Below are 26,341 nucleotides of genomic sequence, written 5' to 3'. Positions count from 1 at the left end.
TTGAATATGACTAAAACTTTCCATACGCAAAATGGGATTTGTTCTTTGAAAACTCAATAATACAGGCAATGAAATAGTTAACCGATAGCAAGTGTCGGCTTTGTTAAGACATGCTGAAGAAAGATCGGCAAGCAATCTACAAACAGGCGAACATCTGGATTTGATCCCCTGTGACTTGAAACACTGCGTACAAACTTTCGATCATTGTTTTCAAGATAATTTGTAAAGACTCCGAGAAAGTAATGTCAGCGAGCTCGTCTGACATAAAGAAAAATATCTCTCCGAGTGTTCGATAATCTTCATCTTTTCGTTGTTCCAATGCAATCATGAAGTATCTTGTGAAGACGATAGCGATGTGTGCTGTTAACGCGTCGTAAGAAAGACTATGGCATTCCGTGTTCAGGTTCAGATAAGACTTACAGGTTTTGAAAAATACCTCGATCTACCAACGCTTTCCATAGATCCGAATGATTTCTTCTTCGGAGAGTTCCTGATTCGTGCAAGTGAAAGCTATCCAATCTTTCTTCTTGTTTTTGTTACGAACACACACAATCTTGGCAGGGATCTTTTGCTCTTTGCCAACCATAACATTAACAGAAAGAAGATATTTGCTACGGCCACGACGTTTCCTACAGATTCCAAAGATCTTTTTGATATCCATCATCTTGCCTTCGTATTCATAACGAATACGGGATGACTTTTTGATCATAGCTATTGCATCCAGACCCAGATTCTTCACAGCTACGAGCTGAGATGGATTTGCAAACCAGGTATCGAAGAGAACATAATCCGCGTGATGTCCAGCCTTTAAAGCTTCCTTCAGCAGTTCGAGCATAACAACAGTACCCTTGCTTTGCGCCAGTTTTCTGCGACGTACGGCAAGAGTTCTGTTTTCTTGCAACTGGATCTTTCAAATAAGGTATCGTCTACTACGAATGCATTTACGCGTTTTTCATCCGTAAGAGTTTCAATCGTTCCTGCAACTTTCTGTGAAAGAAGAGACGTAAACCGAAGCCAGTTGATTTTGCTGTTGCTCAGGAACCTGTAGAAGGTGTTCTTGGAAAAAGACTCACGGAAGGAACCGGTTCTCTGCTGCATGTACATACTTCGATCGGCAAAAATATTGCACAGTTTGTACTTGAAGATCTGAATAACTGGAACACCTTTTTCCTTCTGTGAATTACACATACGAAGAAGCTTTCCGATTCCAAACATCGAAAAAAATGAAGAAATCGCATTGAAAAGTTCCTGTCCATCGTTGTCCTGTGGTAGAATTGAATTTGGCATAGATTTGCTCCTTTGTTTGGTTGTTTCTCGTCAATTCAATTATACCAAAGGATCTGGCATCTATGCCTTTTCTATTGCCTTTATTATTGAGTTTTCAAGGTTCAACACACCTTTTCGGTGTGGGAAGTTTTAGTTATTACTTGTTCCACGCTTGAGCCACTTATAGTATGCATCTCTGGTTATACCGACTGTTCTGCACAGTTCACTGATTGACCAGCCGTATTCCTCGTTCAGTTCCCTGATAGTCTTCTGCCTAATTCCTTTTTCGCCTCCCTGTTGCTTATTTCGACTAATTTTTTTTGCGAAGGCTATCTCCATTTCCTGCTGATGAAGTCTGGCCTCGAGAAGTTTGTTTTCCCTCTTCAACCGGTCCATTTCAGTGAGTTCTGATTCCGGTTTTGCCTTTCCCCTGTGGTCACGCAGCGATTCCGGATTGTTGCCGCTTCCGGTGTACTTCCGATACCATCCGTAGACCTGATTATAGCTGACATTGTAATGTTCAGCCGCCCAGTTGTAGTCAACATCGTGTCTTATCAGCTGTTCAATGATTTCCAGCCGTTCGTCAAAAGTTGTCTTTCTGCTCTTCATTCCTGAATCTCGCTTTCCGGATCTGTGATCCTCTAAGATAGATTCATTGATACCCCATAATCCATTGACTCAGCTGGGTACGTCCTCTCAGCCCGTGTCTGATGGCGAACTCTTCAAGCTTCTCATCTGACTTCTGATATTCTTCAACCAGTGATGCCTTGTATTCACTGGAATATGTATTATTTGAATGTGTGGGTTCCAGGCCCTGAATACCCTGATACTTATAGATGAGCTTCCAGGTTCTGATGGTATGGTCTGATATGGAATACAGCCTTGATGTTCTGGTGATTCCCAATGTTTCTGCTTCATGAATGATCATCAGCTTAAAAGCAGCAGAATATTTCGATTTCCTTTCCATATGAAAATGCCCTCCAAGCATACAGTGAATTTTCTTTTTTGCCTGTATACTTAAAGGGCATTATAACCACCACCTTATTCGGCATTTAATTCAATTCAAGAAGTGAACCGGAATTTTCCCCGTCTCTCTTAGTTTATTCTCTCTTAAGCATCGAATACAAGACGCCTTCTCTTACGCCCGACTCGGAAAAAATTATTTCCGGCGTCTGCAGGTACTCGATCAAAAAAATGATTGGCGAAAGCCCCGCAATGATAATATCGGCGCGTTCAGCTTCCGGGCCTAAAATATCCGCACGCTCTTTGCGATCCATTCCGAGCCATTCCGTATAAGTTTCGATAAAAGAATATGCTGACATCGAAACTCCATGGATATTTTCAAGATCCTTTCTTCCCAAGCGCATCAATTCTTTTCTGGCAACGGTTCTGTTGGCCCCGCCAAGCAAAACCAACGGAAGCTTTGTTCCTTGCAAAAGCCACGGAAGCTGTCTGAACTTGTACAAAATGAATCGATAGAATTTGAAAAGATCCTGCGCCGAAATTTTATCATGAGCATTGAATTTTTCAGCAAGACTGACTGCACCATATGGTATCGATACATAACTGACGGCCTCTTTGTCAACAACAACGGCCAGCTCAAAGCTTCCGCCACCCATGTCGCAAATAACGCAATCCCTGACGTTCAGCGAATTAATCACTCCAACGTAGTCATAATAGGCTTCGGCACTTCCGGAAAGCACCTCAATGTCAACCCCGGTCAATTCCTTGACGCGTTCCAGAAATTCAAGGCTGTTTTCAGCCGAACGAACTGCGGCCGTGGCAATCCCGCGAACCGTCAGATTGGGCATGTTTTGATATTCTTTTTGAAAATCTCGCAAGGCTTTCAGTGTTCGCTCAATCGCCTTGTCTTCAAGCTTCTTCGTGCCGCTTGCACCCATGCCTTCTGCCATCCGCGTCATCTGCTTCATCCGCTTGACTTCCGTAAAATTGCCCTTGTCATCCACCTGGTTGATCGACATTCGCGTCGAATTCGAGCCGAGATCCAGCATGACCAAATTTTTCATTACCTGTCCCTGCCTTTACTTCAGAATGTCAAAATAATTGACGCCGATTGCGGCACGAACTTCTTCAAGCGTCTGATTGGCAACTTCATTTGCCTTGTCGCTGCCGTCTTTCAGCATTTGGTAAACGGCAGGAATATCTTTTTCAAACTCTGCTCTGCGCTTGCGAATCGGTCCGAGTTCTGCTTCCAAAACCTCATTTAAGTAACGTTTGATTTTGACGTCGCCTAAACCGCCATCCTGATAGCGTTCCTTCAAATCGGCAACATGTTCCTTATCGGAGTCGAAAATGTCAAGATAAGCAAAGACCATGTTTCCTTCAACTTGACCAGGATCTTCAACATGAATGTGATTCGGATCCGTGTACATCGACATGACTTTCTTTTTCAGCGTATCTGCATCGTCAGACAGATAGATGCAGTTACCAAGTGATTTGCTCATCTTGGCATTGCCGTCAAGTCCAGGCAACCGTCCGCTGCCTTTCTTCGGGAAAACTCCTTCAGGTTCAACCAAGACTTCGCCATAGATCGAATTAAAGCTGCGCACGATTTCTCTTGCCTGTTCAAGCATCGGCTCCTGATCATCACCAACAGGAACATATTTGGCTTTAAATGCAGTAATGTCTGCCGTTTGACTGACAGGGTAAGTAAAGAAGCCAGCAGGAATCGAACGTTCAAAATTTTTTTGCTGAATTTCCGCCTTGACAGTCGGATTGCGCTCAAGACGAGACACCGTCACCAAATTGAGATAATACAAATTAAGTTCTGCAAGCGCCGGAATCTGCGATTGGACGAAAATCGTTGATTTCTTCGGATCAAGTCCGACGGCAAGATAATCAAGCGCAACCTGAATCAGCGAATTTTTGATTTTTTCCGGGTCGCGAGCATTGTCGGTCAAGGCCTGCTGATCGGCAATCATGATGTACGGAGTGTATTTCCCCGTATTTTGCATCTCAACGCGTTTCTTAAGCGAGCCGACGTAATGACCGATGTGAAGTTTTCCCGTTGGACGGTCGCCCGTCAAAATAATATTGTTTTCCATTACGAAACATCCTTTCCTTCTTCGACATATGAAAAAACGCCCTAATCCAAAAGGAATAGGACGAGTTACCGTGGTGCCACCTATTTTGCAATAATGCCGCTCTTTTTGTTATTCAACTATCGTCTCTCAAAGCCCCACTTCAGGTCATCGCTGCGCATCTCAGCCAAAAGCGCATCTCTGTCTTTGACTCCCCTACTATTTCTTCTCATTGAAACATCAACTAAATTTTAATCAAAAAAATCAAAATTGTAAAGACATTATTCAACATCCCCGCCTGATTTGAAGCGCCAAACAAACGTCGTTCCGATAACGGCGCAAACTGCGGCCAAAATCATTCCAAATGCTTCGCCAAGCGGAAAATCGCCTTGCTTGTTTTCGGATTTTTTCTTGACGGTCACTGCCTGCTTAGGCGCAATCTCATGCTGCTTGTCAGATTCGCCTGAATTTTTGCCTGCGGATTTTCTGGAAAATACAGGGTTCTTATTTTCGCCAGGCTTTGGCCAAGTTACAATGCTGTTGCCGATTTTTGTCGTCAAGGTCTTGTTTTCATGCTGATAAAGCAGCTGCTTTGGAGCATTTGTGGGATGATTGATCAAATAGCGTTTCAAATTAAGCTGTGCCTGCCGGTACATGTCCCGATACTTTGCAGCGAGATCTTGCAGAAGCTTTTGGTCATCAGCTTTTAATTTATCCAAAGCTGCCTTGTTTTTGGCAATCAATTCGGCCAATTTTTGCTTATTTTGATTGATCAGATTCTGAAGTTCTTCAGCAAGTCGCTGTTCCAGTTGCTTTTGCTGATCAGCCAATTCCTGTGCAAGCTTTGCATAATCATCTTCCTGCTTTTGTTTAAAATCCTGAAGCTCTTTGTCGGCTTGTTCGATTTTTTCGTTCAATTCGGCCAGCCTGTCCTGATAATCGCTTGCCTCCTTGTCAAGTTCTTCAATTTCTTTTTTCAATTCCGCAACTTTTTCATCATGTTCGCTCGTTGCCTTTTCCAAATCGGCAGCTTGTCGTTGTTTCAAATCATCAAGTTTTTTTTGCGCATCTTTTTGAAAATTATTGATTTTTTTAATGTTGTCGGCTTTTTTTAAAGCCTCGGCATCGGCATTCTTCTTTTCAAGCACTGCTTCTTCCGCCTGATTTTTCTTAAGCAGCGCTTCCTCCTTGTTTGCTGACACGGCCTTTTGATTGTTGTAGCTGAAGTTGAAACTGTTTTTCAATGAAAAAAGCGAATCGTTCGATTCGACGTTCAAATCAAACTCGTTGTCCGCATGAACAGTCGCAGGCTTCGCAAAAGCAAACGAAACCATCGCTCCAAAGCAAAACGGTGCCAACAGATATTTTTTTCTCACTCGATCACGCCCCTTCACTCCTCAAGTAACATATATTATAATTTTAACACACAGTTCATATTGTTTGCACTTTCAGAACGCTCAATTATAATTAAAACAATGAAAGAAGGTGACTCCAATCAGCCAAATCGACAAACATTTAAAAAAAGAATTTGAAGACTGGGAAAAAATCCAGCAAAAAGAACTAGGCAAACTGATTTCAGCCAAAAGACACCTTTTCATAAATATCGGTGCCTACCTGCTGATTTCCGTCATTGAAGGCATTCTATCTTCAATCAGCGGCTCACAGACATTAAAAGCCGATGCCTTCAACAATCTTTCGGGAATCATCTCAACCGTGCTTTTGATCATCGGCATTCACATTGCCTCAGATATTGATGACGACGATATCGCCGGAATCCCGCTTCCCAAAATTTCGCTGCGAAAAACAGGCAACGATCAGCGTATTCAATTTACGCGTTGGCGTTACGAAACGATTTTCACGCTCGTTACCGGCATCATCATGATCGTCATCGCATCAAGCGTCATCATCGATGGCATCAGGGCGCTGCTCAACCCGTCAGAACGCATCGTTCCTCAGCCGATTGCCTTGCTTGGTGCCGCAATTGCAAGCATCATCATGGCTTTAATCTGGATTTACAATAAACGTGCCGGTCTGCGCCTGAAAAATGCAGCTCTGACAGCCTCTGCCAAAGACAGTCTGAGCGATGCCTTTACCAGCATCGGAACGCTTTTTTCAATCGGCGGCGCTTTGCTCTTTGACGTTGCCTGGCTTGACGGAGCCGCCAGCATCGTTGTCGGAATTTACATTTTCTATTCGGGACTCTGCATTTTCACGGACAGCAGCTTGAACCTTGCGGATTATTTCGATCCGAAAGCTGAAAAGCAGTTCAGAGAATATATCGAAAAAATTGACGACATCAAGGAAGTCGACGAGCTCAAGGCTCATTACAACGGAAATCTCGTCACGCTTGACGTGGTAGTCATCGTTGATGGTACAATGAGCGTCTTGGAAAGTTATCGTCTTGGCGAAAAAATCGAATCGCTGATGCTGAAAAATTTCGGCATAATCGACACGGACGTTTCTTTCATCCCAGATTCCGCTTCAGACGAAAATGAATACAAAAATCGCATCAGACGAAACAGAAACCGTTTTTGATCATAAAGAAAGGGGTATCTTCTCTTGGATTCCGAAAAGAAAAAAGAGCAGCAGCGCGTCGATTACGTTATCGGCCGCATCAAGGAAAAAATCGAAACTACGGAAAACGAGCTTGAAAAAGCACGCAAAGAAACGTCTTCCGTTGAAAAAAACTACGTGCAAAATGCCAAAATCAATACGTTTGAAGTCGATGATCGCATGGAAACAAACGCAGAGGTTCAGCAGCAAAAGCAGCTTGTTGCAAAAAACGTCGAAAATGAGCGCATTTTAAAACAGGAACTTTCAAAGCTCACTCTTTTGAAAGATTCCCCTTACTTCGGTCGCATCGACATCCTTGACCAAGGCGAAGAAGAACCCGAATCGCTTTACATCGGAACGGCTTCTTTTGCGGAAAACAATCGCAATTTTCTCGTCTATGACTGGCGTGCTCCGATTTCTTCGATTTTTTACAACGGCACGCTCGGAAACGTTCAGTATGAAACGCCAATGGGGATACAGACAACCGAACTCGTCAAAAAAAGACAGTTCACGATCGTCGACGGCAAAATCAGACACATGTTTGATACCAACGAAACCATCGGCGACGAAATGCTGCAGGCCGTTTTAGGCGAACACAGCGATGAATACATGAAAAACATCGTTGCCACCATCCAAAAAGAACAAAACGACATCATCCGGGATACGAAACATGACCTGCTGTTGGTCCAAGGCGTTGCCGGAAGCGGCAAAACTTCCGCTATTTTGCAGCGCATCGCCTTTTTGCTTTACCACAGCAACCGCAAACTTTCTGCAGACCAAATTGTTTTATTTTCGCCGAACCTGTTGTTTTCACATTATATTTCAGAAGTTTTGCCAAGTCTTGGCGAACGCAACATGCGGCAGGTCACGCTTGCTGAATTTTTCAGTCGCAGATTCCAGGGCCTGAACGTCGAAACGATTTTTGCCCGCTATGAAAAAAGTCCGTTACTGACGCAAAAACAGCTTGCCGTGCGACAAATCAAGGAATCTGCCGAATTCATGCAAAAAATCTTCGCTTACGCAAAAAAACTAGACGCAAAAGATTTAAAATTTGCCGATATGACTCTTCCTGACGGACAGGTCATCTTCTCCGCAAAGGAGATCAAAGAAATTTTTGCCAAGCTTCCAACTGCCATGAAACAAAAAGACAAGTTCCTTGAAATCAAAAATGCTTTGATCAAGCGCCTGAACAGACTCATCAAAACCACCGCGCGGTCAAGGAAAATGCGCGCAGCAATCGATCTTCTCTCAGATGAGGAGTATAACGATCTGATCGGAAAGAAACGCAGAAATCATTTTCAAAGTCTCGATCAGGAAGTATTTTACATCGGTGAAAAAATTGCCGAAAGAAAGTTTGCCCAAATCTATGACGGACTTTACAACGGCTTCTTTTTTGACGTTTATGCACAGTATCAAGACTTTTTAACCCGCACGCTTCCCGATTCATCGCATGAATTTTCCGAGAACGTTGAATTTCACAGAATCTCTTTAAGCGACTGCGCACCGGTGCTTTACTTGCGCGATCTGTTGACCGGAGGAGGAAAAAATCGTTCGATCGAACACCTCTTTATTGATGAGATGCAGGATTACTCAATGGCAACCATGATTTACCTGAAACACGCCTTTCCGAATGCCAAACTCACGCTTCTGGGTGACAGCGAACAAGCTCTCTTCAATCCGCTTGAAGAGCCGAAATCACTGCTTCAAAGGCTAAACGAGAGCCTTCAAATCAAAAACTGTCGCATCATCGAACTGAACACCAGCTATCGTTCGACCAAGCAAATTACCGACTTCATGAAATCGCTTCTTCCAAACAAAGGCAAAATTCGCTCGTTTGCCCGTTCAGGCGCTAAACCGACACTATTCATGACCAGCCGAGAAAATGCACTCAAAGATTTGAAAACAACGCTTAAAAACGCATTTGATCAAAACGGGACGGTTGCCCTGATCACAAAAAACGAACGGGATGCAGAAGAACTTTTCTTCAAGCTTAAAGAAGATTTTGACGTCACGCTTTTAGACGATCAGGACGTTTCCGTCCCCTCAGGCATAACGATTCTTCCAATCTATCTTGCCAAGGGCCTCGAATTTGATTCAGTCATCGTTTGCGACGTTACAGAAGAAAAATTTCCTGAAGACACGCTTGGCATCTTCTATACTATCTGTTCGCGCGCCATGCATTCATTGACTTTGATCTGCCCGGAACAGATGCCTGAAATGCTCAGACAAATTCCGCCTGAGCTTTATACTGTTTCGTTCAGCTTTGAAAAAAATGCAGAATCATAATTTATTGTTGCATTCTTCATTCTAATCAGATATACTAAATAGGTAAGTCTGAATGCCACTTTAGCTCAGCAGGTAGAGCATCACCATGGTAAGGTGGGGGTCACCGGTTCAAGCCCGGTAAGTGGCTTAAGTTATGGAAATTACGCGTTTCTACTAGGTACAGAACGTTGGTTTAACGGCATTTCAATTACTAAGCGTTACTATGTTCTGCTGGCTTTGGTGACACTTTTGGTGACACTTTGAAGTGAGATGGAGAGCCGCATTCTGAATATGTTTCACAAATACCCTCGGCCTTGAAAGCTGAGGGCATTTTTGTCATTCTTTGAGTTTTTCATCAATCATTTTACGCAGTTCCAACAGGTCATCCTGACTGACAAACTCATTGATGAATTTCTTCGCCTTAGATTTATAGTTGTAAATTTTTTGCTTTTCTCTGTTAGCAGCTTTCCATTTCTCGTTGGCTTTCTTTTGTGCATCTGATACTGGCATTATGCAAACCTCCTTACTAGCCATACGATAGCGATTACTAACACCATCACGGCGCCTGGTTGAATCGTGATTTTCAGGCTGAAACGCTTATCGTTGCTTACCTTTTTGATTCTGCATGTTCCTAATAAAAATTTCTTCATGTCTTTTGCAACTTATGGTAAACTGTATACGAAAGTAATGGTGTTACCACCTTCTTTCGTAAAATTTTCAGCTATCTGCTGAATTTAACTTGAAACTTTGGGAAAATCGTTAAGCTAAATTCAATTGAGAAGCTTTTGAGAGAAGGCTTCTTTTTATTTTGCTCACTAATAAGTTATCTGCTATATAAAATATGGAATAATATAGCTTTTCCTTTCCTAATTTTATTTGCTGCCGTCAGCAACAGTCTTCCCATATCCTAACGTGAGGTGGTTATAGCCATATATGGGGTTAAAAAGCAGGATAATATCACTCCTGCCAACATTATAACAGTACATGTGAAACACTGATTTCTTATATCATGAAATATCTGAGCTTTATCATACATTGCCTGTTCTTCTTTAGAAAATGAATTAAATCCTGAAACAAATTCAGCTGCTTTTTCCTTAAAAATCGCAAATAACACACCTATAATTACAAATGGTATAACCAAAATTATACATGACTAAAATCCTATATTCATAATACATACCTCCTCTTAAAATACCAATCTCTCAGTTTCAAAAACTGGATGTTATCGTTTTCTATATGTGAGTACAATCCCAATTACAGAACTAACAAAAACGAATGGTGCAAATCTTACAAATAAAAATTCAAAACCATGCAATAAAGTACCTGCAATCGCTAACTCTGGGTTATTAAAGTCCCAAGTCAAATATTCACTATTCATAGTTGCGAGAGCAATAAATACTACTGCAATAATTACACACACTAAAATAAGTGAGTAACGAATAGTTTTAATTTTTCTTTCGCTTTGTTTAGCAAATTGTAGATTGATGACTTCAAGTTTTTCAGAAATATTCTTTAAATCTCCCTTGTTCAAACATTCTTCTTGTATGGTTTCTCCTAGCAAGATACTTACAGATGTATCAAGTTCTTCTGCCAACGAAACAAGCATACTTGAGTCAGGAACGGATAACCCTTTTTCCCATTTAGATACTGTTTGCCTTACTACATTTAACTTAATAGCCAATTCTTCTTGCGAAATTCCTTTTGCCTTTCGTAGATTTCTAATATTTTCGTTTAACATAACCTGTGCCTCCTTTGTTTTGATACAACTATTAAATGTCAAAACAGCCGTTGCCACAAGCAACGCAAATTAACATCTGTAAATATTGCTAAAAATCCCGATTTGTTGCTCTCATGATATCATATTTTTTCTTCAATTACCTCCACATAATTTTAATACACTGCCTGTCGGCTTGCTTCTGTAACCAGCATCCGGTTGATCTTCTCCTGCATTGTTTCCTTTGCATCTTCATTGAAATGATAACGGACAACATAGACTGTCTGCCCGATTTTCTTTGTAAATGTGTTACCCTCTGTTTTTATATTCATCATTTTTTCCTTTTGAATCCCCGGCAAAGAGTCATTCCATTGGTCTCTGTCAGGACACCATTTTTTAAATCAGTTCCAAAATGGTCACTTCCAGTTTCGTAGGCTACCTATACATAGCCTTTTCATTTTTGCTTGCAAAAAGCCTTGTGATCACAGCACTTTTTTAACGTAAAAAGCGTTTTAATATGATGCAGACAACAAGAAGCGTACCTGATAAATATCATTGTCTATCACTTCTGTTTTATCTGCAGATATCTCTCTGGTTAATGCCTAATATCCTTCATTTTACAACCGCCCTTTACAAAATAAGCTTCAATAGACTTTTTAATCAATTTGGAGCTCCAATTCTCTAAGATCGAGTGATTAAGAACTCTCTTCAAACTTACTACACCAGAAACCGATAAGACTATTCACCACCGTTTCATGATAAAATTGTCAAATTAATTTTTTACAAAAAAACAGACTTAGTTGTTACTTTATTTCTTTAATATTACACAATTATTAAAAATAGGATTTTAAGATGAAAAAACACTGACAAAATACTTAAAATGAATTATATTATATTCGTGACATTCAAGTCACGACAGGAATATTTATAAGGGGGCATTATCATGACTCAAAACGAAGATGAAGCAACGAAAGAATTGCTTCGACGATTTAAGGAGTACCATTGCGAGGACTCATTGGCAGAGCTGTTTGCAAAATACAAGCCGTTGGTTATTAGGGCGATCAATTCGTTTCATTTCAGAACTTTGGATCGGGACGATTTGCTTCAAGAGGCTTATATTATCTGTTGCTCTACGGCTCTCAGCTACAATCAGACAACGACGAAAGCAACTTACGGCTGCTATTTCAAGGCTAGCTTGTATAATCGGCTGACGACGTTGAAGCGTGAAGAAACGGCTAATAAACGCATGGGAAACGTGCTGGCAGTTCCGCTCGATTCAATCTGCGGCGATGACGATTCATTTATCTCTGAAAATACTTTCAGCGAACTTGAAGCCAAAATTGCGCTTGAGCAGATAATGGCCAAAACGCCCAGGCAAATTAACGTCTTTGGAAAGTAGCGTTTTGGTTGATTGGCTGAATACGATCTCAGTTAAAGAAACAGCAAGAAATTTAGGGATTTCCGATCAAAAGACGTATAATGCCTTGAACCGCTGCCGTAAGAAACTGTCCTCGCTTGTGGACTGGTAGCTTTTAGCTTCCTGCATCGAATAATGCTAAAGGAGTCTTGAAGAAATTTAAGGCTCTTTTTGTTTGCTGAAAAATTCAGAGTTGATTGAGCCTTTTAATTTTTGATTTCACTTTGCATCACATCCCAAAATTTTCGTAACAAAAAAGCAATCAGGACCAAACCTCTTAAGTCCTGATTGCCAAATGATGTTAATGTCTTATGCCGAACATGTCGCTTATTCGGCATGGGCAGCCGCTTTGCAAGCCTCATTGACTTTTTCAGCTGCTATGCGCCCTTCGTGGATGCCCCAAATTACAAGGCTCGGTCCACGGCGAGCATCGCCTGCGACGTAAACTTTTTCGTCATTTGTCGTATAATCGTCGTTAACCTCAGTTACGCCGAATTCATCCAAGAATTGCTTTTGTGCTCCCGTAAAGCCCATTGCCAAAAGCACAAGATCAACCGGATGCTTTTCTTCAGTTCCCGGAACGGGCTTGAAGAGTTGCGCATGACATGTCGTCACGCTTGAAACGTGCCCATCGACACCTCCAAACCCAACTGCCGTGGTTTCATACTGAGTCAAGACGCCTTCAAATAATTCGTTGGCTTCTTCTTGACCGTATCCCGTCTTGGCAACGCGTGGCCATTGAGGCCACGGATTATCAGCCGGACGTTTTGAAGGCGGACGCCGAGTAATTTCAAGCTGCTTGACATCTGCCGCACCTTGTCTGATGGCCGTTGCAATGCAGTCGTTGCCCGTATCTCCACCGCCGATGACCATGACTTTTTTGCCTTCAAGTTCTTTGCTTGCCTTGGTCCCGTTTTTCAGAACGCTCTTTGTCGCATCGGTCAAATAGTCGACTGCAAGACGGACGCCTTCCAATTCGCGTCCAGGAACGTTCAAATCACGCGCTTGACGGGCACCAATCGCAAGAACGATTCGTTGATACTTGCGTTTCAATTCGTCTCCGGAAACGTCGATACCGACCTCGGTGTTCAAAACGAATTTTACTCCGACTTCTTCCATGATTTTGACACGACGAGCAACGATTTCTTTAGGCAATTTCATATTCGGGATGCCATACATCGTCAATCCTCCCGGATGATCGTCGCGCTCATAAACGGTCACGTCATAGCCAAGCTGATTCAATCGCCATGCGCAGGCCAATCCTGCCGGACCGCTTCCGACGACTGCAACCTTGATTCCGTTGCGATGCAAAGGAATCCCACTTTCCTTGACCCAACCGTTCGCATAAGCCGTTTCAATGATATAGCGTTCGTTGTTTCTGATTGTAATGCCCTTGCCGTTCAAAGCCTCATTGCAAGCAACTTCGCAAGGCGCAGGACAAACGAGTCCGGTAAATTCCGGGAGCGGATTTGTCAAAGTCAATCTTTCAAAAGCATGCTTGTCTTCTTCACGATAGATCAGATCGTTCCACTCAGGAATCAGATTATCATTCGGGCAGCCGCTGACTGCGCGCCCACCGGAATAAAATTGGCCAGCATGACAGTGAGGAACACCGCAATTCATACAACGTGCTGCTTGTTTTCTGCGTTCTTCGACTGAAAGAACGTTTTCCATTTCTTCAAAATCTTTGATACGTTCAGCAACCGGTCGAATCGGATTGTTGACACGCGGATATTTCATAAAACCAAATGGATCTGCCATAATTCAATTCTCCTTTTCTACCTGGATGCCGTAATAATATCGAAAGCCTTTTGTTCAAGTTGATCCTTAGGCGTGCCCTTCTTGGCGCATTCTGCCATGATCTCATTGATATGACGATATTCCTTAGGATAGACCTTGACAAAGTTTTCTTGTTCTTTCTTCCAGTTGTTCAACAGGCTCTTGGCCTTTTCGGAACCGGTAAACTTCACATGTTTTTCCAAAATTTCCTTTAAGACGGAATCATTGCCTTTTTCATTAAGCTTGAACAACTCAATCATATCCATGTTGCAGTTTTCCTCAAGCTTCTTTTCCGGATCGTAAACATAGGCAACCCCGCCGGACATTCCAGCACCAAAGTTGCAGCCGGTTGAGCCAAGAACGACTGCAATGCCACCGGTCATGTATTCGCAGCCATGGTCACCGATGCCTTCGGCAACAACCGTTGCACCGGAATTGCGAACGCAGAAACGTTCACCGGTTCGTCCGTTGAAGTATGCTTCACCACCAGTAGCTCCAAAGCAGGCAACGTTTCCGACAATCGGAGCGTTGCTGTAAATCTTCTTCGCCTTGGCGGGAGCCTGAACGATTAAACGTCCGCCGCTCAATCCCTTGCCGACATAGTCATTTGCTTCACCGATGAGTTTAAGCTCCAAGCCTTGCGGCATGAACGCACCGAAACTTTGACCGGCAACGCCTGTATATTCAAATTTAAGATGCCCGGCAGGAAGACCATTGTTACCGAAACGCTTGGCGATCCAGCCACCGATTCTCGTCCCGGCAGCACGATGAATATTGTTGATTGAAGACTTGAGAACAACCGCCTTCTTTTCTTGAATTGCGCTTTCCGCAAAGGCATTGAGGTCTGGCCACTCTGATTTTGGAGCAAACGGATCTTTTGATTTGCGTGAAATTCCGATCGACGTTCCGAGCAAGCGATCGAAATCAAGCGATTTTGCCTTGCCCTTGGCAACAAAACGCGGTTTCAAATGTTCCGTATGTCCAACAAGTTCATCGACCGTGCGATATCCAAGTTCAGCCATTTCTTCGCGAAGATCTTCGGCCAGGAAACGCATGCAATTTTTGATATCTTCCGGCTTGCCATTAAAGAATTTGCGCAAACGGGGATCTTGCGTAGCAACACCGGTAGGACAAGTATTTTTGCTGCAGACGCGCATCATGATGCAGCCGATTGAAACCAACACAAGCGAACCAAAACTGAATTCTTCGGCACCGAGCATGATTGCAACGGCAATGTCGCGACCCGTCATAAGCTTGCCATCAGTTTCAATCGTCGTACGCTGACGCAGATTGTTCAACGCAAGCGTCTGATGAGCTTCTGAAATTCCCATTTCCCATGGAAGTCCAGCATCGCGCACGGAAATTCGAGGAGCGGCACCCGTGCCGCCGTCGTACCCTGAAATAACGACTTTGTCCGCACCGCATTTGACAACGCCCGTCGCAATCGTACCAACGCCTGTGCTTGATACAAGCTTGACAGAAACGGCAGCACTAGGATTGATCTGTTTCAAATCATAAATAAGTTGCTTCAAATCTTCAATTGAATAAATATCATGATGAGGCGGAGGAGAAATCAACCGAACGCCGGGAACCGATCCACGAACCTCAGCAACCCAAGGGAAGTTTTTAGCACCAGGAAGCTGTCCGCCTTCACCAGGCTTGGCGCCTTGAGCAACTTTGATCTGTATTTCCTCAGCACTCATCAAATATTCAGCATTAACGCCAAAACGTGCTGATGCGACCTGCTTGATGCGACTGTTGATGTCGCGTCCGTCAGGCTGTTTCTTGAAACGATAACGATTTTCGCCGCCTTCACCGCAGTTGCTCTTTGCGCCGAGTTCGTTCATCGCTTGAGCGATGCATTCATGTGCTTCTTTCGAGAGCGCACCGAAACTCATGGCCCCAGCCTTGAAACGCTTGACGATTTGGCTGACTGGTTCAACTTCGCTCAAAGGAACGGGATCTCGATCTGATTCGATATTCCACATCGATCTGAGGGTGGAAGGATGCGCCAATTCCTCATCGTGCATCAATTTTGCGTATTCTTTGTAAAGCTTGTAGTCGCCCGTCTTGACCGCTTGTTGGAATTTATACATCGTCATCGGATTGAACATGTGATGTTCGCCTTCAAAACGATACTTGAAACTGCCATCAGTCGGAAGAGCATCATTTGCCTTTTCGCCAAATGCAGCTTTGTAGCGTTCAAGATACTCCTCTTCAATTTGATCAAGAGTCAACCCGCCGATACGTGAAACCGTACCGGTAAAGTATTCGTCAACGACTTCTTTTGAAATGCCGACAGCTTCGAACAATTGGGCACCCTGATAGCCAACAATCGTCGAAATACCCATACGGCTCATAATTTTAATGATTCCTTTTTCAGCAGCCGAACGATAAGCTTCTTTCTTGTCGGAGAGGTCATAATAATCAAGCGTTGCGTATACGCCGTAAGGATGAATCGCAGAAGCCCCATATCCCAACAACGTTGCATAATGATGCACTTCGCATGCTTCGCAAGTATCAGCAACAATTGACACCAAACCGCGTTTGCCTTTTCGAACAAGGTAATTATTCAAGCCTGAAACCGCTAGAAGAACCGGAATAACCAAATCATCACGCGTTGCACCGCGATCCGTGACAATCAAAACGTTGCATCCGGCATCAACTCTGCTTTCGGCATCACGAAACAAATCTTCAAGAGCCTGTTGCAGTCTGTGCGGGCGTTCGACATTGCTGTAGCATAATGAGACCTCTCCAGTCTTGAAGCCGCTCTTGCCGTTTAAATGACGCAATCTTTCAAATTCTCCGTTAACGAGCATCGGAGAATCAAGCTTGATTTTTTTGGCATTTTCCGGAACATCTTTGCAAATATCTCCGTCAGCACCCAAGTACATTTCAGTACCAATCATCTGTTTTTCACGAATTGCATCGATCGGTGGATTCGTGACTTGCGCAAATTGTTGCTTGAAGTAAGTAAACAATGACTGCGGCTTTTCACTCAAAACAGCCAACGGTGAGTCAAATCCCATTGAAATAACAGGAACTTCGCCATTTTGCGCCATCGGAATGATGGAATCACGAATAATGTCCTCCGTATATCCATGACGACGCCAAAGAGTCTTCAATGCATGCTTGGAAAGGTGTTCAACGATATCTGCTTCTGGCAATTCATTGAGTTTGACCTGCTCGTTTTCGAGCCATTCGCCATAAGGATGCTGAGTTGAATAGTATTCCTTGATTTCTTTGGTGTTGTAAAAACGTCCTTTGGAAGTATCGACCAAGATCATTTCTCCTGGACCCAAGATTCCTTTTTCAATAATATCTTCAGGTGCAACATCGTAAACGCCTGATTCAGAAGCAGTAATCAAAAAGTTCCCTTTTACCAGACTGTATCGAGAAGGACGCAACCCGTTTCGATCCAAAATGGCACCAACTTGCGTGCCATCGGTGAAACAAAGAGCTGCAGGACCGTCCCAAGGAGCAATGAATGACGAATTGTATTCATCGAAGTCTCTTTCTTCCTTTGGAAGATTCATCTTATCGCTCCAGGATTCAGGCATCATCATCAAAAGCGCTTGCGGAATATCACGACCATTGCGATACAAATATTCCATGCAGTTTTCCAATTTGGCAGAATCAGAGTCTTCTTCATTGTAGACTTCAATATTATGACTCTTCATCCAATTTTCGGCACGCTTCAAAGTGTTGATTTCACCGTTGTGCGCAATAAAACGGAAAGGTTGCGCACGACTCCAGCTAGGAAAAGTATTGGTTGAAAAACGAGAATGAGTCAGCGCAATCGCAGAACACATGTCAGGATCATGTAAATCAGGATAGAATTGACCGACTTGATAAGCATGAAGCATTCCCTTGTAGCAAAGAGTCTTGCTTGAAAGGCTGACAATTGCAAATTCATTTGAAGAATATGTCTTTTCAAGGTGACGTCTCAAATGATACAGACGATCTTCAAAAGGACGCCCTACTTCGGTATCGGCCGGACGCTGAATAATGACTTGTTCAAATCCAGGCATGGCCTTTTGCGCGGTAGGTCCGCAATTTTCATAAATGTACGGAACGTTTCGCGTCGCCAAGACTTTAAATCCTGATGCCGTAATTTCTGCCGTGACTGAGCCAAGCATGGCATGTTTTTCTTGTTCTTTTTGCGGCAAGAAAAACATGCCAACAGCATAATCTCCTAGGCTCGGAAGCGTAAACTCTTGTTCTTCAGCATATTTTTGAAAAAACTTGTCAGGCATAGCAAATAAAATACCAGCACCATCTCCAGTATCAGGTTCTGAGCCAGTACCGCCGCGATGATTCATTCGACTAAGCATGACAAGTGCTCGTTCAATGAGTTCATGGCTCGGCTTACCGTCAATCTGGGTAATAAAACCCATGCCGCAAGCATCATGTTCATAGCCATGACAGTACATTGTTTTGCTTTCTTCTGTCATTTCAATCCCCCACCTCGTACAAATTCAAAGAAAAATCTTCTCAAATTAAATCTTTCTAACTTATATCTAATTTAAGCGAATAAGCCCTAAAAATCAAGGCTTTTTCTTTAATCGTTCGCATATGGCCTAATATAAAGCCATTCAAAGTCAATGTAAACGCTTTTAAGCGAACTAAAAAAAGAATCTAATTGAGATTTTCTCTCAATTAGATCACGTTAACCAAACTCACCTTAAATTCTTTAAGTTTTAACAACTAATTTCTTTTATATAAAAAGAAATACGTGAAAATATCATCGGATAATTAAGCAAAATCAATATACAATATTCTTTTAAATGGAAAATATTCATGCTGTTTAACGCTACGCGCCAAGCTGGCAAATATTTATGAATAAGACATATTCAACTGATGTCGCCTGCATTTTGCGCAAAGCCTAAAAAAGTCCCGTTTCTTACTTTAATTAAATGAAATACCAAACGAAAAGGCGGTCTATTTTCGATTGAATTCGTAAAGCGTTGCTTTGATTTTTTGCATGCAAAAAACTATCTTATTTAAAATAACGTTGCACAACCATTTCAGCTAAAATTTTATTCGGATTTACGGCAAATGCTCTATTTTTTTCGATGTGTCCGTAAACGGCAGTAGTTTTGCCAAAAGCATCGCCCGATAAATCAGCGCGCCAAGCTCTCAGTCAAATTTACTGCCAAACTATTTTCGACTATTTCCATCATAGAAGACGACCGTCATATATAAGAAAAAAACCGGATTAGATTTGCAATTGATTACAAATCACCCGGCTTTTTCGATTTGAGGCCTCGTTTTTCCCAACCTCTTGCTTTTCGTATAGCAACGTCTTACCCTCGCAGGGGGCGATCCCCCAACTACTCTCAGCGTTACGAAGCTTGACTTCTGTGTTCGAAATGGGAACAGGTATATCCTTCGCACCATAATCACTATACTATAAATTCTTCATACCATATATCAAGGTACAAAAAAAGCGGAAGACGGGATTCGAACCCGCGACCCCCACCATGGCAAGGTGATGTTCTACCACTGAACTACTTCCGCATAATGCATGGCAACGTCCTACCCTCACAGGGGGCGATCCCCCAACTACTCTCGGCGCTATGGAGCTTGACTTCTGTGTTCGGAATGGGAACAGGTATATCCTCCATGCCATCATCACCACACTATTTTCCTTGAGAAAACCTTGTTCTCTCAAAACTAGACAATATTCACTTCTCTTTTCAAGAACCTGCGTTTTTTGGTTAAGTCCTCGACCGATTAGTAATGGTCCGCTCCATGCGTCGCCGCACTTCCACTTCCATCCTATCTACCTGATCATCTCTCAGGGGTCTTAACTCCATAAAGGAGTGGGAAATCTTATCTCGAGGTGAGTTTCGCACTTAGATGCTTTCAGCGTTTATCTCATCCATACATAGCTACCCAGCGATGCCCTTGGCAGAACAACTGGTACACCAGCGGTATGTCCATCCCGGTCCTCTCGTACTAAGGACAGATCCTCTCAAATTTCCTGCGCCCGCGACGGATAGGGACCGAACTGTCTCACGACGTTCTGAACCCAGCTCGCGTACCGCTTTAATGGGCGAACAGCCCAACCCTTGGGACCGACTACAGCCCCAGGATGCGATGAGCCGACATCGAGGTGCCAAACCTCCCCGTCGATGTGGACTCTTGGGGGAGATAAGCCTGTTATCCCCAGGGTAGCTTTTATCCGTTGAGCGATGGCCCTTCCATGCGGAACCACCGGATCACTAAGCCCGACTTTCATCCCTGCTCGACTTGTAAGTCTCGCAGTCAAGCTCCCTTATGCCTTTACACTCTGCGAATGATTTCCAACCATTCTGAGGGAACCTTTGGGCGCCTCCGTTACCTTTTACGAGGATACCGCCCCAGTCAAACTGCCCACCTGACACTGTCTCCCGCCGTGATTGCCGGCGTGTGTTAGAGTGTTCATACAACGAGGGTAGTATCCCACCGATGCCTCTGTCGAAACTAGCGTCCCGACTTCTACGGCTCCTACCTATCCTGTACAAGTTGTACAAACACCCAATATCAAGCTACAGTAAAGCTCCATGGGGTCTTTCCGTCCTGTCTCGGGTAACCCGCATCTTCACGGGTATTATAATTTCACCGAGTCTCTCGTTGAGACAGTGCCCAGATCCTTACTCCTTTCGTGTGGGTTGGAACTTACCCGACAAGGAATTTCGCTACCTTAAGACCGGTATAGTAACGACCGCCGTGAACTGGAGCGTCGATTCTGAGCTTCGCTTGCGCTAACCCATCCTCTTAACCTTCCAGCACCGGGCAGGCGTCAGCCCCTATACTTCATCTTACGATTTTGCAGAAACCTGTGTTTTTGATAAACAGTCGCCTGGGCCTATTCACTGCGGCTGATCTTGCGATCAGCACCCCTTCTCCCGAAGTTACGGGGTCATTTTGCCGAGTTCCTTACGAGAGTTCTCTCGCTCACCTTGGTCTTCTCGACCCGACTACCTGTGTCGGTTTGCGGTACGGGCGGCCTGATTCTAACTAGAAGCTTTTCTTGGCAGGGTGACGTCGCTCACTTAGAACGATAAATCGTTCATCCCCGTCACAGCTTGTCCTTGAGCCGGCAAGCATTTGACTCGCCGACAGACTTGCTGCTTGGACGCACATCCGATAGTGCGCATCGTTAGCCTCCTGCGTCCCTCCGTTGCTCAAACAAATCAGACCGGTACGGGAATATCAACCCGTTGACCATCGCCTACGCCTCTCGGCCTCAGCTTAGGTCCCGACTAACCCTGGGAGGACGAGCCTTCCCCAGGAAACCTTAGTCATTCGGCGGACAGGATTCTCACCTGTCTTTCGGTACTCATACCGGCATTCTCACTTCTAAGCGCTCCACCGGTCCTTACGGGCCGGCTTCACCGCCCTGAGAACGCTCTCCTACCATGCATCAAAGCTGCATCCGCGATTTCGGTAATGTGTTTAGCCCCGTTACATTTTCGGCGCAGGATCACTCGACTAGTGAGCTATTACGCACTCTTTAAATGGTGGCTGCTTCTGAGCCAACATCCTAGTTGTCTGTGCAATTCCACATCCTTTTCCACTTAACACATATTTAGGGACCTTAATCGGTGGTCTGGGCTGTTTCCCTTTCGACTACGGATCTTATCACTCGCAGTCTGACTCCCGGATATAAATCAGTGGCATTCGGAGTTTATCTGAATTCAGTAACCCAAGACGGGCCCCTAGTCCAAACAGTGCTCTACCTCCACGATTCTCAACTCCGAGGCTAGCCCTAAAGCTATTTCGGAGAGAACCAGCTATCTCCAAGTTCGATTGGAATTTCACCGCTACCCACACCTCATCCCAGCATTTTTCAACATACACGGGTTCGGTCCTCCAGTGCGTTTTACCGCACCTTCAACCTGGACATGGGTAGGTCACCTGGTTTCGGGTTTACACCAACGTACTCGTTCGCCCTGTTCAGACTCGCTTTCGCTACGGCTCCGGCCTTTCCGCCTTAACCTCGCACGTTAGCATAACTCGCCGGTTCATTCTACAAAAGGCACGCCATCACCCGTTAACGGGCTCTGACTACTTGTAGGCACATGGTTTCAGGTACTCTTTCACTCCCCTCCCGGGGTGCTTTTCACCTTTCCCTCACGGTACTGGTTCACTATCGGTCACTAGGGAGTATTTAGCCTTGGGAGATGGTCCTCCCGGATTCCGACGGAGTTTCACGTGTTCCGCCGTACTCAGGATCCTGGACTGAGGAAACAACGTTTCGTTTACAGGGCTGTTACCTTCTCTGGCTGATCTTCCCATATCATTCGACTACGTTATTTCTTGGTAACTCAGATGTCCAGTCCTACAACCCCAGAGAGCAAGCTCTCTAGTTTGGGCTGTTCCCCGTTCGCTCGCCGCTACTTAGGGAATCGAATTTTCTTTCTCTTCCTGCGGGTACTTAGATGTTTCAGTTCCCCGCGTCTACCTTCAGCTCAACTATGAATTCATTGAGCGATAGCAGGCAAAACCTGCTGGGTTTCCCCATTCGGAAATCTCCGGATCACAGTCTACTTACGACTCCCCGAAGCATATCGCAGTTAGTCACGTCCTTCATCGGCTCCTAGTGCCAAGGCATCCACCATGCGCCCTTAATAACTTAACCTATAAATATTTATCTTGCGATAAACGGTTATGAGTTTTGCGATTAAGAACTAATTTCTTGTTTTAAACTCTTAAAACGCGGTGTTCTCGGTTATAAAAATTACAAAGAAATAAAATATTATCTAGTTTTCAAAGAACAAGTTTTGTCGGTATCAAGTTGCCGACAATGGAGCTTAACGGGATCGAACCGTTGACCTCCTGCGTGCAAAGCAGGCGCTCTCCCAGCTGAGCTAAAGCCCCATAATAATGGATGTAAATCCCTCAAAACTAAACAAAGCTTCGAATCATGTGCAGATTCCGTAATTTATTCCTTAGAAAGGAGGTGATCCAGCCGCAGGTTCTCCTACGGCTACCTTGTTACGACTTCACCCCAATCATCTGTCCCACCTTAGGCGGCTGGCTCCAAAAGGTTACCCCACCGACTTTGGGTGTTACAAACTCTCATGGTGTGACGGGCGGTGTGTACAAGGCCCGGGAACGTATTCACCGCGACATGCTGATTCGCGATTACTAGCGATTCCGACTTCATGCAGGCGAGTCGCAGCCTGCAATCCGAACTGAGAACGGCTTTAAGAGATTAGCTTGCCCTCACGAGTTAGCGACTCGTTGTACCGTCCATTGTAGCACGTGTGTAGCCCAGGTCATAAGGGGCATGATGATTTGACGTCATCCCCACCTTCCTCCGGTTTGTCACCGGCAGTCTCGCCAGAGTGCCCAACTTAATGATGGCAACTGACAATAAGGGTAGCGCTCGTTGCGGGACTTAACCCAACATCTCACGACACGAGCTGACGACAACCATGCACCACCTGTCATTCTGTCCCCGAAGGGAACGTTCCATCTCTGGAATTGTCAGAAGATGTCAAGACCTGGTAAGGTTCTTCGCGTTGCTTCGAATTAAACCACATGCTCCACCGCTTGTGCGGGCCCCCGTCAATTCCTTTGAGTTTCAGTCTTGCGACCGTACTCCCCAGGCGGAGTGCTTAATGCGTTAGCTGCAGCACTGAAGGGCGGAAACCCTCCAACACTTAGCACTCATCGTTTACGGCGTGGACTACCAGGGTATCTAATCCTGTTTGCTACCCACGCTTTCGAACCTCAGCGTCAGTTACAGACCAGAGAGCCGCTTTCGCCACTGGTGTTCTTCCATATATCTACGCATTTCACCGCTACACATGGAGTTCCACTCTCCTCTTATGCACTCAAGTCTTCCAGTTTCCAATGCACTACTTCGGTTAAGCCGAAGGCTTTCACATCAGACTTAAAAGACCGCCTGCGTTCCCTTTACGCCCAATAAATCCGGACAACGCTTGCCACCTACGTATTACCGCGGCTGCTGGCACGTAGTTAGCCGTGGCTTTCTGGTCAGATACCGTCAATACGTGAACAGTTACTCTCACGCACGTTCTTCTCTGACAACAGAATTTTACGACCCGAAGGCCTTCTTCATTCACGCGGCGTTGCTCCATCAGACTTTCGTCCATTGTGGAAGATTCCCTACTGCTGCCTCCCGTAGGAGTTTGGGCCGTGTCTCAGTCCCAATGTGGCCGATCAACCTCTCAGTTCGGCTACGTATCATCACCTTGGTAGGCCATTACCCCACCAACAAGTTAATACGCCGCAGGCCCATCCAAAAGTGACAGCAAAAGCCGTCTTTTACATGAACATCATGCGGTGTTCATGGTTATGCGGTATTAGCACCTGTTTCCAAGTGTTATCCCCCTCTTTTGGGCAGGTTGCCTACGTGTTACTCACCCGTTCGCCACTAAGCTTCTTTCGGTGAATGCAAGCATTCGGTGAAAGAAAGCTTCGTTCGACTTGCATGTATTAGGCACGCCGCCAGCGTTCGTCCTGAGCCAGGATCAAACTCTCAATTTATAGTTTGTGACTCAAAATTTACTAGCAAATTGACTTCGCAAATATTGTTGCTCTCGTTTAAAACAAGAAGCCCTGCACATTTGCTTATCGAAACTTTGTTCAGTTTTCAAAGATCTACATTCATCACTTGCCCTCGCAAGCGACTTTATTATTTTATCAAAACTATTTGTTGATGTCAAGAATAATTTTGAAAAACTTTTTTATAACTTGTTAACGACTTGCGCCGTAACAACATAAATTACTATACTCTGATTATCATTAATCGTCAACACCCTTTTTATCTTTTTATTTGCATCCAAATTTTATTTTAAGCCAAAAAACGAATTTAATGTTTTATACATCGTCAATAGTTCGTTTTTGAGATGAGCAACCATTATTTTATGCTTTTACCATTGTTTAAAAATCATCATAATACGAAATAATTTTTTTTGAATTTTTCCCAATTTTTTTGCTGTTTCATTTTTTATTAAAAAAAGAGTCAGGTTAAATCCTGACTCTAAAAAATATTAATCAATTACGCGTCCCAAGAAATAGCGTTTCTTGCCGCGTCGCGCAATTACGAACTTGCCATCAAATTGCTTGCTTGGATCGATCATGAATTCGAGATCTTTGATTCGATCGCCGTTGATGTAAATGGCACCATTCGTCACGTCTTCACGCGCTTGACGCTTTGATTTTTCAATGCCGCTCTCAACAAGCCATTCGACAATGTTTTCCGGCTCCTTGTTAACTGTAACAGTCGGCATGTTTTTAAATCCCTGCTCAATTTCATCCGCAGTCAAATCTTTGACTTCACCGGAGAACAAAGCCTTGGAAATATGCTCAGCCTGATGAACTGCTTCTTTTCCATGAACGAATTCAGTAACTTCTTCAGCAAGACGACGCTGTGCTTCTCGCTTTTCTGGTTCCGTTTTAACTTTTTTGGCAAGTTCTTCGATTTCTTCTTTGCCAAGGAACGTGAAGTATTTGAGATACTTGACAACATCACGATCATCTTGATTGAGCCAGAACTGATAAAATTCATAGGGCGTCGTCTTTTCAGGATCAAGCCAAACCGCACCGCCGGCAGATTTTCCGAATTTGGTTCCGTCAGCTTTCAGCATCAGCGGAATCGTTAATGCGAATGCCTGCGTATCAGACCCTTCCATCTTGTGAATCAAATCGATCCCGGCTGTGATGTTGCCCCATTGATCGGCACCGCCGATTTGAAGCTGAACGTCATTTTCCAACAGCAAATGATGAAAATCAACAGCTTGAAGAATCTGATAGGTAAATTCAGTAAATGAAATTCCGACTTCAAGACGACTTGCAACGACTTCCTTGTTTAACATCGTATTAATATTGAACAACTTGCCATAATCGCGCAAGAAGTCAAGCAGACTGATTTTTGAAAGCCAGTCATAGTTGTTGACAATCGTGATATTGTCCTCGCCAAAAAGCTTTTTCATTTGTGAAGTCAAGGCTTCCTCATTGTGATGAACCTGTTCCATCGTCTGCAATGTCCGTTCCGTTGAACGTCCGGATGGATCGCCAATTGATCCTGTTCCCCCGCCAATCAAGATAAATGCACGGTGACCTGCCAACTGAAACCTTTTGAGCATCATGAAAGGAATCAAATGTCCAACGTGCAGACTATCGCCAGTCGGATCAGTTCCGCAATAAACTCCGACAGACTTTTCATCCAAAAGTTTGCTCAGGTTTTCTTCGTCAGAAACTTGATTAACGGCCCCGCGCCACTTCAATTCATCAATAATATTCGTCATCGAAATTCCTCCTAAAACAAAAATTCCCTGATGCCAT

Annotated in this window: 13 protein-coding genes, 3 tRNA genes, 4 rRNA genes and 2 pseudogenes; 4 read left to right on the top strand and 18 right to left on the bottom strand. The window is 44.0% G+C overall.

Translation table 11 applies throughout. From position 1 onward, the window contains the following. Positions 1-77: 77 nt before the first annotated feature. The 5 genes and pseudogenes from LRC_RS12245 to LRC_RS02305 form a co-directional block, all read right to left on the bottom strand. Positions 78-1,287: pseudogene (locus LRC_RS12245) on the bottom strand (IS4 family transposase). A gap of 230 nt (positions 1,288-1,517) precedes the next feature. Further along, positions 1,518-2,233: pseudogene (locus LRC_RS12165) on the bottom strand (helix-turn-helix domain-containing protein). A gap of 133 nt (positions 2,234-2,366) precedes the next feature. Next, entirely contained in the window at positions 2,367-3,293 is a 927-nt protein-coding gene (locus tag LRC_RS02315; protein WP_014072988.1) for a Ppx/GppA phosphatase family protein, read from the bottom strand. 15 nt (positions 3,294-3,308) lie between these two features. Next, a complete protein-coding gene (gene trpS, locus LRC_RS02310) occupies positions 3,309-4,331 on the bottom strand; it encodes a tryptophan--tRNA ligase (protein ID WP_014072987.1) in 1,023 nt (340 codons plus the stop codon). 257 nt (positions 4,332-4,588) lie between these two features. Then, on the bottom strand, positions 4,589-5,683 hold the full coding sequence (locus tag LRC_RS02305) for a hypothetical protein (protein ID WP_225354951.1): 1,095 nt from the start codon (positions 5,681-5,683) through the stop codon (positions 4,589-4,591). Between the two features lie 118 nt (positions 5,684-5,801). On the opposite strand from LRC_RS02305, the gene LRC_RS02300 reads away from it, so the two are divergent. The 3 genes from LRC_RS02300 to LRC_RS02290 all read left to right on the top strand — a co-directional run bounded on the left by LRC_RS02300 (position 5,802) and on the right by LRC_RS02290 (position 9,273). Continuing rightward, positions 5,802-6,842: a cation diffusion facilitator family transporter gene (locus LRC_RS02300; RefSeq protein WP_041820260.1), complete on the top strand. Its 1,041-nt coding sequence runs from the start codon at positions 5,802-5,804 to the stop codon at positions 6,840-6,842. Between the two features lie 24 nt (positions 6,843-6,866). After that, positions 6,867-9,146, top strand: coding sequence for an RNA polymerase recycling motor HelD (helD, locus tag LRC_RS02295; protein WP_014072984.1), 2,280 nt, complete (start codon positions 6,867-6,869; stop codon positions 9,144-9,146). A gap of 54 nt (positions 9,147-9,200) precedes the next feature. Continuing rightward, a tRNA-Thr gene (locus LRC_RS02290) sits at positions 9,201-9,273 on the top strand. Between the two features lie 188 nt (positions 9,274-9,461). Here LRC_RS02290 and LRC_RS11505 read toward each other — a convergent pair. The 4 genes from LRC_RS11505 to LRC_RS10430 all read right to left on the bottom strand — a co-directional run bounded on the left by LRC_RS11505 (position 9,462) and on the right by LRC_RS10430 (position 11,171). Next, complete coding sequence (locus LRC_RS11505; RefSeq protein WP_014072983.1) at positions 9,462-9,635, bottom strand: hypothetical protein; 174 nt, start codon at positions 9,633-9,635, stop codon at positions 9,462-9,464. A 397-nt stretch (positions 9,636-10,032) separates the two neighbouring features. Next, positions 10,033-10,266, bottom strand: a complete 234-nt coding sequence (locus LRC_RS12240; protein WP_196776576.1) for a DUF3784 domain-containing protein — start codon at positions 10,264-10,266, stop codon at positions 10,033-10,035. A gap of 81 nt (positions 10,267-10,347) precedes the next feature. Next, positions 10,348-10,863 (bottom strand): helix-turn-helix domain-containing protein, encoded by a 516-nt coding sequence (locus tag LRC_RS02285; protein ID WP_041819833.1) that lies wholly within the window; start codon positions 10,861-10,863, stop codon positions 10,348-10,350. Between the two features lie 152 nt (positions 10,864-11,015). After that, positions 11,016-11,171, bottom strand: coding sequence for a transposon-encoded TnpW family protein (locus LRC_RS10430; RefSeq protein WP_235315475.1), 156 nt, complete (start codon positions 11,169-11,171; stop codon positions 11,016-11,018). A 611-nt stretch (positions 11,172-11,782) separates the two neighbouring features. Here LRC_RS10430 and LRC_RS02280 point away from each other — a divergent pair. After that, complete coding sequence (locus tag LRC_RS02280) at positions 11,783-12,238, top strand: sigma-70 RNA polymerase sigma factor region 4 domain-containing protein (RefSeq protein WP_014072980.1); 456 nt, start codon at positions 11,783-11,785, stop codon at positions 12,236-12,238. Between the two features lie 345 nt (positions 12,239-12,583). Here the strand turns inward: LRC_RS02280 and LRC_RS02275 are convergent, their stop codons facing one another. The 9 genes from LRC_RS02275 to tyrS all read right to left on the bottom strand — a co-directional run bounded on the left by LRC_RS02275 (position 12,584) and on the right by tyrS (position 26,304). After that, positions 12,584-14,017, bottom strand: coding sequence for a glutamate synthase subunit beta (locus tag LRC_RS02275; RefSeq protein WP_014072979.1), 1,434 nt, complete (start codon positions 14,015-14,017; stop codon positions 12,584-12,586). Between the two features lie 17 nt (positions 14,018-14,034). Next, positions 14,035-18,489, bottom strand: a complete 4,455-nt coding sequence (gene gltB, locus LRC_RS02270; protein ID WP_014072978.1) for a glutamate synthase large subunit — start codon at positions 18,487-18,489, stop codon at positions 14,035-14,037. Between the two features lie 839 nt (positions 18,490-19,328). Continuing rightward, positions 19,329-19,445 (bottom strand): 5S ribosomal RNA (gene rrf / locus LRC_RS02265). Between the two features lie 38 nt (positions 19,446-19,483). Continuing rightward, positions 19,484-19,555: transfer RNA gene (locus LRC_RS02260), tRNA-Gly, on the bottom strand. A 5-nt stretch (positions 19,556-19,560) separates the two neighbouring features. Next, a 5S ribosomal RNA gene (gene rrf / locus LRC_RS02255) occupies positions 19,561-19,677 on the bottom strand. Between the two features lie 74 nt (positions 19,678-19,751). Beyond that, positions 19,752-22,664, bottom strand: a 23S ribosomal RNA gene (locus LRC_RS02250). Positions 22,665-22,830: 166 nt separating this feature from the next. Then, a tRNA-Ala gene (locus tag LRC_RS02245) sits at positions 22,831-22,903 on the bottom strand. A 75-nt stretch (positions 22,904-22,978) separates the two neighbouring features. Further along, positions 22,979-24,541, bottom strand: a 16S ribosomal RNA gene (locus LRC_RS02240). Together the 16S, 23S and 5S rRNA genes with 2 tRNA genes alongside form the textbook arrangement of a ribosomal RNA operon. 506 nt (positions 24,542-25,047) lie before the next feature. Beyond that, positions 25,048-26,304, bottom strand: a complete 1,257-nt coding sequence (tyrS, locus tag LRC_RS02235; protein ID WP_014072977.1) for a tyrosine--tRNA ligase — start codon at positions 26,302-26,304, stop codon at positions 25,048-25,050. Positions 26,305-26,341 lie beyond the last annotated feature (37 nt).

This window comes from Ligilactobacillus ruminis ATCC 27782, from assembly GCF_000224985.1.
In the GTDB taxonomy this organism is placed as follows: domain Bacteria; phylum Bacillota; class Bacilli; order Lactobacillales; family Lactobacillaceae; genus Ligilactobacillus; species Ligilactobacillus ruminis.
The sequence above is the reverse complement of the archived record's forward strand: the minus strand, read 5'-3'. Positions and strand labels throughout refer to the sequence as shown.